Below are 13,864 nucleotides of genomic sequence, written 5' to 3' on the forward strand. Positions count from 1 at the left end.
ATGGGGTGATTTGTAAATGGGAATGACAATGACACAAAAAATATTAGCAAAACATGCGGGCGTAGAAAGTGTAGTTACGGGAGATCTAATAGTTTGTAATATTGATTTGGCGCTAGCTAATGATATTACAGCTCCGCCAGCGATTTTAGAGTTTGATAAAATTGGCAAGCCGGTATTTGACAAAAATAAAATAGCTTTAGTTCCGGATCATTTTGCGCCTAATAAAGATATAAAATCGGCTACGATGGCTAAAGCAATGCGCGAATTTGCCTATCAACATCAAATAAAAAATTATTTTGAAGTTGGCAGAATGGGCATAGAACATGTGATTTTGCCAGAGAAGGGTTTGGTAGCGCCAGGAGAAGTTATAATTGGGGCAGATTCACATACTTGTACTTATGGAGCTGTAGGAGCTTTTGCCACTGGAGTAGGCTCAACCGATTTGGGTGCGAGCATGGCCACTGGTAATACTTGGTTTAAAGTTCCCAGTGCCATACAAGTTAATATAACTGGTAAACCTAATGCTTTAGTAAAAGGCAAAGATGTTATTTTGACTTTAATAGGAATGATTGGTGTAGATGGAGCTCGATATGAGTCGTTAGAATTTGTGGGTTCAGGCATACAATACTTGGATATGTCGGATCGGTTGACTATTTGCAACATGGCTATTGAAGCTGGAGCAAAAAATGGGATATTTCCTGTTGACGAACAAACTATCGCTTATTTGAAAAATAAAGTTACAAGAGAATACTACCCTGTACAGGCTGATGCTGATGCTGAATATTCGCGGGTAGTAGAAATAAATTTAAGTGAATTAAAGCCCGTAGTAGCCTTGCCACATTTGCCAGAGAATATTAAAGCAGCTGAAGATTTGGGACATATTAAAATAAATCAAGCAGTTATTGGCTCTTGTACAAATGGTAGATTGGAAGATCTAGCACAGGCAGCTAAAATAATGAAAGGGAAAAGTGTACACCCCGAGGTGCGGGCTATAATAATTCCTGGAAGTCAAGAAGTGTACTTAGAAGCGATGCGCTTAGGCTATATAGAAACCTTTATTGAAAGTGGAGCGGTAGTTAGTACTCCGACATGCGGACCTTGTTTAGGGGGTTATATGGGCATTTTAGCAGCAGGAGAACGAGCTATTGCGACAACAAATAGAAATTTTCGCGGGCGGATGGGTCATGTAGATAGCGAAGTTTATTTAAGTGGTCCATACGTAGCCGCGGCAAGTGCGATAGCCGGCTATATTACCACACCAACTGAGGAGGGAGTTTAAGATGGCAAAAGTATGGCGATACCAAGATCATATAGATACAGATGTAATTATTCCAGCACGATATTTAAATATCAGCAATCCAGAAGAGTTAGCAGAGCATGCTATGGAAGATATTGATACTACTTTTGCAGGCAATGTGCAAGTGGGCGATATTATCGTGGCCGGGAAAAATTTTGGCTGTGGTTCTAGTAGAGAACATGCGCCTTTAGTTTTGAAAGTCAAAGGTGTGCAATGTGTAATTGCCGAAGATTTTGCTAGGATTTTTTATCGCAATGCTATAAATATTGGCTTACCAGTTATAGAGATGCCTACAGCTGATTTTGCTAGTGGGGATGAGTTGGAAGTTAATTTAGCTGCGGGTTGGATAAAAAATAAAAGCAAGAATTTGGAGTATCAGATTAAACCCCTACCAGAGTTTATTCAAAAAATTGTACAAGCTGGGGGCTTAGTAGAACATATTAAAGGAAGTGCGAATTAATGAACAAAGAATACAAAATTGTTTTAATAAATGGCGACGGAATAGGCGAAGAAATTGTAGCGGCAGCAAAAGTAGTATTAGAAAAAGTTGCGAATAAATATCAAGTTAAATTTGATTTCACCAGAGCTTTAGCTGGAGGGGAAGCAATTGATGCGGTGGGTGTCCCTTTGCCAGATACGACTATCGAAGCATGTAAAAAGGCGGATGCAGTTTTGCTAGGAGCTGTGGGTGGCCCTAAATGGGATCATGTTGCGCCCAAACTTCGTCCAGAGCAAGCCATTTTAGGCTTGCGCAAAGCGCTAAGTTTGTATGTTAATTTGCGGCCTATAAAAGTATTTGATGCGCTTTTAGAATTTTCGCCATTAAAACCAGAAAATGTTGCGGATACAGATTTGTTAATTGTACGAGAATTAAATGGTGGAATATACTATGGTGAAAAAAAAGAGGCCTATATTGATACTGATGGCGTAGAAAAAGCTTCAGATTTAGAAATATATAGTCGACCAGAAATTGAGCGGTTGATGAATTTTACAAAAAATATTGCTAAACTAAGAAATAAAAAAGTTACTTCGGTAGATAAAGCCAATGTTTTAGCCTCATCTAGATTGTGGCGCAAGATTACAAATGATATAATAGGCCAAGACTCGGAATTAGAATTAGAACATTTATATGTAGATAATTGTGCAATGCAAATGGTTTTGAAGCCAAAACAATTTGATGTTGTTGTAACTAATAATATTTTTGGTGATATATTAAGTGATGAGGCGGCAGTAATTGCTGGTTCAATCGGGATGCTACCTTCGGCAAGTTTAGGTGATGGTACGGCATTATATGAGCCAATACACGGATCGGCACCAGATATTGCTGGGCAAAATATTGCTAATCCATTGGGCACAATTTTATCAGCAGCAATGATGCTAAAATATTCACTTAATATGTCCGAAGCTGCTGAAGATATTGAGCAGGCGGTTAAATGTTTTCTACAAGCTGGCTATCGTACAGCTGATTTATATCGCCCAGGCTTGAAAAAAGTTGGCACAAATGAAGTTGGCGAACTTATAAGTCAATACATAAAATAGAATTAAAAGAGGTAATGGTTATGCAAAAAATTGGCGCAGAAGTAATTTTAGAATGTTTAATAGAACAACAGGTAGAAAAAGTATTTGGTTACCCAGGTGGGGCCATACTACCGTTTTATGATGCCCTATTAAAATATCCACAAATAGAACATATTTTAACAGTACACGAACAAGGAGCAGCTCATGCGGCTGATGCTTATGCCCGCGTTTCTGGAAAAGTAGGCGTCTGTGTGGCTACCAGTGGTCCTGGGGCAACAAATCTAATTACAGGCATTGCCAATGCTTTTTTGGATTCTGTGCCAATGATTGTTATAACCGGTCAAGTACCTACACAGATGATTGGCGGTGATGTTTTTCAAGAAGTTGATATTACCGGCATAAGTATGCCGATAACCAAACATAATTTTTTGATAAAACATCCTAATCAGCTAGCTGATACGATACGTTTAGCTTTTAATATTGCTCAAAGTGGTAGACCAGGACCAGTTTTGATCGATATTCCTCGTGATGTGCAGACGTCATTTATGGATTACCAGCAACAACAGCCAATTGAAATTAAAGTTGTTCAACCAGACTTAGTTAAGCTAGAAACTGCACTAGGTATTATTCAAGCAGCTAAGCGTCCCGTAGTCCTAATAGGCGGTGGCGTAATAAATGCTGGAGCTAAAAATATTTTACAAAAACTCATAGAAAAAACTAAGTTACCAGTAGTTAGTTCTTTGATGGGCTTAAGTGGTATTGATGGCGATAATCCGTGCTTTTTAGGAATGAGTGGTTTACATGGACAAGAAGCAGCTAACCGGGCGGTTGCGGCTTCAGATGTTTTATTGGCAGTTGGGTGTCGCTTTAATGATCGAGTTACTGGTAATAAACATATCTATGCGCAAGATAAGCAAGTTATTCATTTTGATATTGATTATGCGGAAGTAGATAAAAACATAAATACCTGTCTGGGAATTATAGGGGATTTAGCAGCTTCTTTAACTTATTTAAATGATAATCTTGAGTATCAGCCGAAGGAAATTTGGTGGGAATGTATTCGGAATTGGGAAGCTACAAAAACACAACAAGTAAATAGTACGCAATTATATTTTATGTTGTTGTCCGAAATTATTTACGACAAAAATATTATTGTTTGTACAGACGTAGGCCAACATCAAATGTGGGCAGCTCAGAATATAAAACTCAAAGGGGAGAGAACATTTATTACCTCCGGAGGGTTAGGCAGTATGGGCTTTGGAATACCAGCGGCTATGGGAGCAGCGTTTGCCAAACCAGAAAAGCCAACAATTTGTATTTCTGGTGACGGTGGCTTTAAAATGACAAGCCACGAACTATATACAATTGCACGTTATAATTTGCCAGTAATAAGTATAGTTATGAATAATCAAGCTTTGGGGATGATTAAGCAACTGCAAACAGTACAATTTGAAGAGCGCTTTTCACAATGTTGCTTGCCAGCAAAGTTTAATTATCAAAAGTATGCCGAAGCTTTTGGGATTAGCGGTTATCAGGTTAAAAATCACCAAGAATTTGAGCAAGTGTTAAAGAATGCTCTACAAGAAGCAAAACCTTGTATTATAGAAGTTGTGCTATCAACTCAAGATATGGTGATGCCGATGGTAAAGCCAGGCTTAGCAATTAATGAATTTGTAAAATTTTAATAATGATACAAAAAAGTTCTTCAGAACCCTGTAGATATTGAGTGGGGCAATCTGAAGAACTTTTTAACTTCTAGATGATAGTTTGAATCAAAAACTTCTTTTCAAAAAACAGTTGTTTGCAAAGTAGATTTTTTTGTGTATAATCAAAAAGGCAAGCAAAAATAAAGAAAATATACGAGGTGTACATGGCAGGCGGAAGTTTTTTAGCTTTACTAGATGATATAACAACGGTATTAGATGATGTGGCAACTATGACTAAGGTTGCAGCAAAAAAAACAGCAGGAGTGGTCGGGGATGATTTAGCTTTAAATGCACAGCAAGTTACAGGGGTGAATGCCGAAAGAGAATTACCGATAGTATGGGCTGTAGCTAAAGGCTCTTTTTGGAATAAAGTTAAAATAATACCGCTGGCATTAGGCTTAAGCACAATTTCAACAGTTTTGGTGACAGGTGCCCTAATGATAGGCGGAACTTATTTGTGCTATGAGGGTGCAGAGAAAATTTTTGAAAAATTCATGCACTCGAAAAATGAGAAAACAACAAACATACAATCTGTAAGCGAGGAAAGTACTAACCTCTCGGAAGCAGATAAAATACAAGGTGCAATTAAAACTGATTTTATTTTAAGTGGAGAAATTATGGTAATTTCATTAGGCTCAGCAGCAACACTTAATTTTTGGGGGCAAGTCGGAGTATTATCAACTATTGGTTTGTTAATGACAGTAGGGGTATATGGTTTAGTAGCTGCAATAGTAAAAGCAGATGATATTGGCTATTTTTTAATGCAATTAAAAAAAGACAATTTTAGCGAAAAATTTGCAGCTTTAAAAACTGAACGAGAAAAAGCAGAACAAACTTTTTTGAGAAAAACTTGGCAAACTATCTGCCAAATTGCAACTCAAATTATAACAATGTTTTTCTATAATAATTTAGGAATAAAAATTCTTAACTATATTGGCAAAACTACGGTAATTTTAATGCCGCGTTTTATGAAATTTTTGACAGTATTAGGTACTTTAGCGATGTTTATGGTTGGTGGGGGAATTTTCACCCATGCCTTACATGATTGGGCGGTAATGAATTATATTTTTAAGGTTATTGAAAATACAGGCGTCTTAGTTGCGGTGGCTAATGTTTTAGTAGATGCAATAGTGGGTTTAGTAATCGGAGCTTTAACAGTAGGAATAATGGAATTTGGTAAAAAAATATTTTTTGTAAATAAGTAAAAATAACTGGTCAAAACAGATGGAAAATACAACTGTTTTGACCAGTTTTCTTTTTAAAACATTATTGACATATGTTCATAACGTAGTATAATTAAATTATAAAAAACATATGTCAATAATGTTTTAAATAAAGGGAGTGTATAATAATGAAAATAGCAATTCCGGCAACTGCAAACAATATCGATTCTGAGGTGTGTCCATCATTTGGTCGCACAGAATTTTTTTTTATTTATAATACTAACGATCAATCAAAATTTTTTTTAGATAATAGTGCTGCAACCAGTCAAGGTGGCGCAGGGATAAAGGCGGCACAAATTTTGGTAGATGAGCACGTTGATGTGCTCATAACTCCACGTTGTGGTGAAAATGCAGCGAGTGTGTTACTTGAGGCTAATATTGCGATATACAAAGCGGCTGGGAATAATCTTAAAGACAATATTAGTGCTTGTGAACAAGGTAAACTAGAAATGCTAAACGAGATACATCCAGGATTACATAACCATGGAGGAAAGTAGTATGAAGCTTGCTGTATTAAGTGGCAAAGGTGGTACAGGAAAGACCTTAGTTGCAGTTAATTTGGCAAATGTTGCTACTGAAGCTATTTATTTAGATTGTGATGTAGAAGAACCAAATGGACATTTGTTTTTTAAAAGTTCACAAGTGCAAACCCAAGAAGTAAAAGTAAAAATACCGCAAATTAAGCAAGAGCTGTGTAGTGGCTGTAGGCGATGTGTAAATTTTTGTAAATTTAATGCGTTGGCATTTATAGGTAAAAAAGTAAAAGTATTTGAAAGCATTTGTCATTCTTGTGGGGGCTGTAGTTTGTTTTGTCCTAGTCAAGCGATAATAGAGGTTGATAAGACTATTGGGCGAATAGAAACAGGCAAATATAAAAATGTAGAAGTCAATTCGGGATTTTTAAATATCGGTGAGGCTTCAGGGGTGCCAATAATTAAACAGCTATTACGTAAAAATCTGAAAAAAAATAAGGTAGTAATTATTGATTGTCCGCCGGGTAGCGCTTGTGTAGTTATGGAAAGTATTCGCGAGGCAGATTACTGCATTTTAGTTGCTGAGCCAACAATTTTTGGGGTACATAATCTGGCTATGGTTCATGAACTTGTAGAGGTTTTTCAGAAGAAGTTTGCAGTGGTACTGAATAAATGCTTAGTAGGTATAAATCCCGCCGAAGAGTATTGTGTACAAAATAATTTAAAAATATTGGCTAAAATTCCTTTTGATAAAATTTTAGGAAAAGCTAATTCAGAAGGTGAAATTATTAGTAATGACAATAGTAGCTACCAAGAACTGTTTAAAAATCTCTTAAATAGCATAAAACAGGAGGTGGGAAGGCTTGAAGATGAAAGAACTATTAGTTCTTAGTGGTAAGGGCGGAACTGGTAAAACTACTATTGCTACTGCATTTATAAAGTTAGGTAGAATTAGAGCCTATGCCGATTGTGATGTTGATGCACCGAATTTACATTTAGTTGTAAAGCCGAAAACTCCAAAAAATGAACAAAATTACTACGGCATGGCTAAAGGGGTAATTAATCCGATTGCTTGTACTAATTGTGGCTTGTGTATGGAAAATTGTCGCTTCGAAGCAATTGCTTTGCGTGAGAAAAAATATATTATAGATGCTGTTGCTTGTGAGGGGTGCGGCGTGTGTGAATTAATTTGCCCGACAGGTGCTATAGAATTAAAGTTATTTAAGGCAGGCGATTTGATTTTATATAAAGGCGAAGAAGTGTTTTCGACAGCTAAACTAAAAATGGGAAGCGGAACATCGGGGTTATTAGTGACAGAGGTGAAAAATAACTTAAAAAATCATGCAAGTGCTGTTCCTTTGGCAATAATTGATGGTTCTCCAGGTATCGGTTGTCCGGTTATCGCCTCTATAAGTGGCGTTGATTTAGTTCTTATAGTTGCCGAACCCTCCATATCTGGAATTAGTGATATGAAAAGAATTATTGAAACGGCTAGAAAATTTCAGACTAAAGTAGTTGTTTGTATTAATAAATATGATACCAACATTAAAAAAACAGAGGAAATAGAAAAAATTTGTTTACAAGAAAAAATTGCTGTTGTTGGTAAAATACCATTTGATTCAAATGTGGTCTTAACTTTAAATCAAGGGAGATGTATTAGTGAAATTGATTGTGTTGCTACAAAAGCTATTATAAAAATTTATGATTATATAATTAAAAATTTGTGCAACTAAGTTGATAATTGCTAAATTAAATAATTTAGGCGATATGTGCTTTATGGCGAGGTGGATTATCCACTTCGTTTTTTTATTTTCAAAGAAAAGAAAATTGTAAAAGTAGTTGAAATTGTATTATAATTAAATGAGACTTAACAGGGCAGATATTTTGAACAGAAATTTAGTCAATTGAGAGGAATACTAATATGAAAAGAAAAAGTATAGCGGAATTTGAAGCCCTATTAAATGATGAAATTCAAGAACCTAAATTTAATCCATGGTATATTGTTGGAACATATACTATGTTTGGTTTTATTTGGATCTTGTTTTCAGATCAGATTTTAATTTATTTAGTTAAAGATACTGAACTTCTGTTGAAGATACAGATGTTCAAAGGCTGGTTTTATGTTTTTGTTACGGCTAGTTTGCTCTATATATTGGTAAAGAAAGAACATTTTAAGTTTGCCTATTTAATAAAAAAAATAATTGGTAAAAATCAAGATTTAACTGGTTATTCGGAAGAGTTAATTGCTACTGAAGAAGAACTGCAAGAAAAAATAATTTATTTAAAAGAGACTTTGGACGATTTACAAGAACACAAGCAATATATTGAAGATATATTTGACAATAGTAATACGGCGATTATATTGTGGGATTTTAGTGGTTTAATTATTGATGTTAATCAGCATTTCTTGAAAATCTCAGGCTATAAAAAGGAAGAACTTATTGGCAAAAAATGGATAGAAATAATTGCTGAAAACAACGATAACGAGAAAAACTTGGACATGATTTCCGAATTGAAAAATAAGGGGTTTGTCAAAAATTTTCAAAATAGAATTTTGGCTACCAATAAAACAATGTTAGAAATGATTTGGAATAGTTCACTCGTAACTAATCCTAAAACGAAAAAATTAATTATTGTATCTTTTGGTAGTGATATAACTGCTGAAAAAGAAAATGAACGATTAATTTATAACTTAGCTTACCATGACCAGCTAACAGGACTGAAAAACAGGGTTATGTTTGAGAAAGAGTTAGAGGAATGTATTGCGGATAAAGATTCCTTTAATCTTTATTATTTAGACTTTGATGATTTTAAATTACTAAATGATATTCACGGTCATAGAATTGGCGATGCTTTTTTAAAGGTATATGCCCAGCAACTTGAAAAGAATTTTAGTGATAATAAGGTTTATCGCTGGTCGGGAGATGAATTTATTATTATAGAACATGTGAATTCAGAAACTCAAATAGCGAAAACTGCAATGTCTATATTAGAGTTTAGTAATAAAAAGTGGGAAATTGAATATCTAGAGTATTTGCCATCGATTAGTATTGGCGTAACAACTTATCCAGAAGATGGAATAGAGACTTATGAATTACTTAAAAATATTGATATGGCTTTGCATCGAGCAAAGCAAGATGGGAAAAAGCGCTATTTTAAGTATAATAAAAATCTTCAGATGGAGTTAGAACGTTTAATGAAAATCGAGGAAAAAATAAACCAGGCTTTGTTAAGAGATGATTTTGTAATATATTTTCAACCTATATACAATTTACAGAACAAAAAAATAATAAAGATAGAGGCTTTACTAAGATGGAATTCCTCGGAATTACAATTAACAACATCAGAGCTTATAGCTGTTGCTGAAAAAACAGGGCAGATAATAGAAATTGATCGCTGGGTATTACGTAACGTATTCAAATTTGCATATGAAAATTTGCGGGAAATCCCTTGTGGAGTTTCGATAAATATCTCGGTTCAGTCATTGAATTCGGGAGTGATAATTAAATTTCTTCAGGAAGCTTTATGTGAATTTCCAATAAACCCAGCTCAAATAGCTTTAGAAATTACAGAGCATTCTCTTATAGACAATTTTGAAAATTCACAAAATCTTATTCGGAATTTGAAAACTTTAGGGTTTAATATTTCTTTAGATGATTTTGGAACGCGTTATTCTTCACTGAATTATTTAAGTAAAATGGCTTTTGATTGTTTGAAAATAGACAAGTCTTACGTAGACAATATTGCTACAGTTGATAAAGATAGTCTAATAATCGAACAAATAATTAAATTAGCAGCTAAACTAGGCATTAAAACTGTAGCAGAAGGTATCGAAACAGAAATGCAAGAACGGATTTTACAGAAACTAGGTTGTGATTATGGTCAAGGTTATTATTTCGCGCGTCCTATGGATAAAACTGATATTTTATCAATGGTTACTCGGGATATAGAGTTTTTATAACTAGCTATGTTTGCTAGAAAATGGAGGAATGAAAAATGTTGAAAGAGTTTAAAAAATTTGCAATGCGGGGTAATGTTATAGATTTAGCTGTTGGTATCATAATAGGTGCTGCATTTGGGAAAATAGTTTCTTCTTTTGTTAATGACATTCTTATGCCACTTATGGGGGTATTGCTTGGTAAAGTTGATTTTTCTAATCTTTTTATTAATTTGTCGGGAAAAAATTATAGTACAATCGCCGCTGCAAAAGCTGCTGGCGCTGCAACTTTAAATTATGGTCTATTCATTAATGCTGTGGTTGATTTTGTGATTATTGCTTTTGCTATATTTTTGCTAATCAAACAAATAAATAAATTATCACCTAAAGCCAAAGAGCCTGTTTTACAAAAAGAGTGTCCTTACTGTTTATCAATGATTAATATTAATGCCCAAAAGTGCCCGCACTGTACTTCTGAATTATAAAAAATAGATCTACTAGTTTAAAATACAAAGAGCTAATAGGAGTTTTATTAGCTCCTTGTATTTTTTTTACAATAGTTGTATTATATACAATGTCGGTTTAAGTGCTTAATGTTAAAGAGGTTTTGATGAAATGACTAATAATTATAAGAGTGTTTTAAATTCTAAATTTAAAAGCTTTTCAGGAGTTGTAAAAAGTAGCGTAATAGGAACTACTGTAGGTATTGTAGTTGTTGCATATCGTTTGATGCTAATTTGGGCAGAAGAAATATCAATAAGTATATATGCATATGTGAATGAACATATAAGTTATTTACCAGTGCTTTTTTTAGTTTTAACAATAAGTGGTTATTTTGTAGGTAACCTTGTTGCTAAATTTAAAATGATTGCTGGAAGTGGCATTCCTCAAGTAAAAGGAATTATAATGGGGTATTTTAAAGATTGTTGGTATACAACTTTACTGAGCAAATTTATAGGCGGAAGTATTTCGATTTTAGCAGGTCTATCTTTAGGACGCGAAGGACCGTCTATTCAGTTAGGGGCTTGTGTAGCTCAGGGTCTTAGTTATAATTTTGCTAAAACAAGAGCAGAGCGGAAAATATTGATTGCTAGTGGTGCTAGTGCGGGTTTAGCAGCAGCATTTAATGCTCCTTTAGCAGGGGTAATGTTTGTTATGGAAGAGATTTTTAAGTATTTTTCCCCAACAATCTTACTAACGACGATAATATCAGCCGTAGCAGCAGATGTAGTGTCGAAAAGTATTTTTGGTTTGGAGCCTGTTTTTCATTTTGATATCAAAGATAGTGTAGCGTTGACGGATTATTGGCTACTAATTTTATTAGGATTAATTCTAGGTGTTTCTGGATATATCTATAATTATTTACTAATAAAAATAAAAAGAGGTTACTCTAGTTTATATTTTTTAAATACTAAAACGAAACCCATTATCCCATTTATTTTAGCTGGAGTTTTAGGTCTATGTTTTCCGATAGTTTTAGGTGGGGGACATAAGGTTATTGCTTGTTTGAGTTTAGATACTTCTATTGGTTTATTAGCTAGCATATTAATGATAAAGTTTGTTTTTTCGATGTTAAGCTTTGCTTCAGGAGCTCCAGGCGGCATTTTCTTTCCTCTACTTATTATGGGTGCCCTAATTGGGGCAATATTTGGCAATATAGCAATTTTCATTTTTGGTTACGATCAGACTTTGTTTTATAATTTTGTAATATTAGCGATGGCTGGGTTATTTACAGCTATTGTAAGAGCTCCGATTACAGGTGTTATTTTATTGATGGAGATGACAGGGTCCTTTAAACATTTGCTATCTTTAACAATAGTTTCTATAGTGGCATATATAGTAGCAGATTATTTAAAAAGTAAGCCTATTTATGATTCTTTATTAGAGCTACAGGTTGCAGAAATTGATAAATCGAAAGATATGCGAGAAGCAAATGCAAAAGTTAGTATAGAAATAGTTGTGCATCATGGTTCTAAAGGAGCAAATAGATTAGTTAAGGATATATTATTTATTGATAGATGTCTTTTAGTAGCAGTGCGCAGAGAATCTAATGAAATTATCCCGAATGGAAATACTAAAATACTGGCTGAAGACTATTTATTGTTTTTGACAGATTTAAATAATGAAACGGCAGTAAGAGAGTTTTTAAAAAAACAGTTTAGTAATTAAATTAGCCAGCTTATTGAATAAGCTGAAATAATTCATTGATTTAATATTTAATTTTCTACAAATCTGAAAAATTAAATTCAATTGTCTATAATATGATTTAAAAAAATTAAATGAAATATCTCATTTAAATAATAGGTAAGAGGGAAAGCTATTTAGAAAGAGAAAAGCAGATTCTATATACTTAAAAGTATGCAGAAGCTGCTTTTTACTAGTTTTTTAGTAAAATAAAATGTTAGAAACAATTGTCGCACGCTGTGAAGGAGTGCTTTGAATTATAAATAAAATAGTATTATCAGTTTAACCGATTTCTCCTGCTTGCTCGGTCCCACGAGTACAGATAAGTTTGTTTGTAGCATCTACCATAGCAACTTTAGGCTGAAAAGTTGTGGCTTGTTCTTCACTCATTAGCGCATAGGCAATTATTATTACTGTGTCACCTACATGAACTAAACGTGCGGCAGCACCGTTTAAGCAAATTACGCCTGAATTTCGTTCACCGGCAATAACATATGTTTCTAAACGATTACCATTATTGTTATTAACTATTTGTACTTTTTCTCCAGGAAGTATCCCAGAAGCTTCGAGAAGGGTTTGGTCAATAGTAACACTGCCCATGTAGTTTAAATTTGCCTCAGTTACTGTGGCACGATGAATTTTACCTTTGAAAATAGTAAGTAGCATATTAAGCCTCCAAAATTATATTATCGATTAATCGAGTTTTTCCAAAATACACAGCTACAGCTAAGAGATTGCTTGCTTGCATTGGATTTGTGCAGCAGGTTAAATCTGGTAATTGCCAAATTTCCACATAATCTACTGTGGCCAGTTTTTCCGTGGCGATGTTATTCAACACAAGGGTTAAGATTTTTTCTGGATTACGTTCACCTTGAGAAAATGCGCTTTGAGCTAATTGTAGGCTAGTAGATAAAACTAAGGCGGCAGCTCTTTCAGAAGTTGATAAATAAATATTTCTAGAACTTAGGGCTAAACCATCGCTTTCACGAATGATAGGTAAAACTATGAGTTCTAAATCAAACATTAGATCGCGCACCATTTTTTTTAGAACTTGAACTTGCTGTGCATCTTTTTGTCCAAAATAAGCGCGAGTAGGTTTAATAATATTAAAAAGTTTGCTAACTACAGTAGTGACGCCGCGAAAATGGATAGGACGTGATTTTCCACATAAAACTTTAGTGATATCACCAGTTACTTCTACCCAAGTTGGCTCACCGTCAGGATAGAGCTCAGCAACATCAGGATAAAAAATAATTTGCGCCCCATGTGCTGAGGCCAGTTGTTTATCTGCCTCAAAGGTTCGAGGATATTTAGCAAGATCTTCATTAGGCGCAAATTGAGTAGGATTGACAAAAATGCTCACAACAGTTATGTCGTCTCTAGCGCTTGAAGCCGCAATTAAAGAGGCATGTCCAGCATGGAGAGCACCCATGGTTGGCACTAAGCCGATACTTTTTCCACTAGTACGAGCTTGGGTTAAAATAGCTCGTATTTCATTAATCTTTGTGCAAACTTTCATAAAAAAC

13 protein-coding genes are annotated in these 13,864 nt (G+C 34.5%); 11 read left to right on the forward strand and 2 right to left on the reverse strand.

The features are described 5' to 3' along the window. Positions 1–16 precede the first annotated feature (16 nt). The 11 genes from leuC to SUCMO_RS0104880 all read left to right on the forward strand — a co-directional run bounded on the left by leuC (position 17) and on the right by SUCMO_RS0104880 (position 12,323). Entirely contained in the window at positions 17–1,279 is a 1,263-nt protein-coding gene (leuC, locus tag SUCMO_RS0104830; protein ID WP_019879409.1) for a 3-isopropylmalate dehydratase large subunit, read from the forward strand. 1 nt (position 1,280) lies between these two features. Continuing rightward, complete coding sequence (locus SUCMO_RS0104835; protein WP_019879410.1) at positions 1,281–1,757, forward strand: 3-isopropylmalate dehydratase small subunit; 477 nt, start codon at positions 1,281–1,283, stop codon at positions 1,755–1,757. Beyond that, positions 1,757–2,836, forward strand: a complete 1,080-nt coding sequence (leuB, locus tag SUCMO_RS0104840) for a 3-isopropylmalate dehydrogenase (RefSeq protein WP_019879411.1) — start codon at positions 1,757–1,759, stop codon at positions 2,834–2,836. The genes SUCMO_RS0104835 and leuB overlap by 1 nt, the downstream gene beginning before the upstream one ends. Positions 2,837–2,856: 20 nt before the next feature. Continuing rightward, complete coding sequence (gene ilvB / locus SUCMO_RS0104845) at positions 2,857–4,500, forward strand: biosynthetic-type acetolactate synthase large subunit (protein WP_019879412.1); 1,644 nt, start codon at positions 2,857–2,859, stop codon at positions 4,498–4,500. A gap of 185 nt (positions 4,501–4,685) precedes the next feature. Continuing rightward, positions 4,686–5,726 (forward strand): DUF808 domain-containing protein, encoded by a 1,041-nt coding sequence (locus tag SUCMO_RS0104850; RefSeq protein WP_019879413.1) that lies wholly within the window; start codon positions 4,686–4,688, stop codon positions 5,724–5,726. A gap of 146 nt (positions 5,727–5,872) precedes the next feature. Beyond that, positions 5,873–6,241 (forward strand): NifB/NifX family molybdenum-iron cluster-binding protein, encoded by a 369-nt coding sequence (locus SUCMO_RS0104855; protein ID WP_019879415.1) that lies wholly within the window; start codon positions 5,873–5,875, stop codon positions 6,239–6,241. A gap of 1 nt (position 6,242) precedes the next feature. Then, a complete protein-coding gene (locus tag SUCMO_RS0104860) occupies positions 6,243–7,109 on the forward strand; it encodes a 4Fe-4S binding protein (RefSeq protein ID WP_019879416.1) in 867 nt (288 codons plus the stop codon). Then, a complete protein-coding gene (locus SUCMO_RS0104865) occupies positions 7,087–7,950 on the forward strand; it encodes a nucleotide-binding protein (protein WP_028953883.1) in 864 nt (287 codons plus the stop codon). The genes SUCMO_RS0104860 and SUCMO_RS0104865 overlap by 23 nt, the downstream gene beginning before the upstream one ends. Before the next feature lie 188 nt (positions 7,951–8,138). Next, positions 8,139–10,178 carry a sensor domain-containing protein gene (locus SUCMO_RS0104870; protein WP_019879418.1) on the forward strand — a complete coding sequence of 680 codons (2,040 nt, stop codon included), beginning with the start codon at positions 8,139–8,141 and terminating at the stop codon, positions 10,176–10,178. Between the two features lie 35 nt (positions 10,179–10,213). Then, on the forward strand, positions 10,214–10,639 hold the full coding sequence (gene mscL / locus SUCMO_RS0104875; protein ID WP_019879419.1) for a large conductance mechanosensitive channel protein MscL: 426 nt from the start codon (positions 10,214–10,216) through the stop codon (positions 10,637–10,639). A 130-nt stretch (positions 10,640–10,769) separates the two neighbouring features. Continuing rightward, a complete protein-coding gene (locus tag SUCMO_RS0104880) occupies positions 10,770–12,323 on the forward strand; it encodes a ClC family H(+)/Cl(-) exchange transporter (protein ID WP_019879420.1) in 1,554 nt (517 codons plus the stop codon). A gap of 297 nt (positions 12,324–12,620) precedes the next feature. Here the strand turns inward: SUCMO_RS0104880 and panD are convergent, their stop codons facing one another. Together panD and panC are read right to left on the reverse strand one after the other, a co-directional pair. Continuing rightward, complete coding sequence (panD, locus tag SUCMO_RS0104885; protein ID WP_019879421.1) at positions 12,621–13,004, reverse strand: aspartate 1-decarboxylase; 384 nt, start codon at positions 13,002–13,004, stop codon at positions 12,621–12,623. A gap of 1 nt (position 13,005) precedes the next feature. Then, positions 13,006–13,857 (reverse strand): pantoate--beta-alanine ligase, encoded by an 852-nt coding sequence (gene panC, locus SUCMO_RS0104890; RefSeq protein ID WP_019879423.1) that lies wholly within the window; start codon positions 13,855–13,857, stop codon positions 13,006–13,008. Between the last annotated feature and the right edge of the window lie 7 nt (positions 13,858–13,864).

The sequence above is a fragment of the Succinispira mobilis DSM 6222 genome (assembly GCF_000384135.1).
In the GTDB taxonomy this organism is placed as follows: Bacteria; Bacillota; Negativicutes; order Acidaminococcales; family Succinispiraceae; genus Succinispira; species Succinispira mobilis.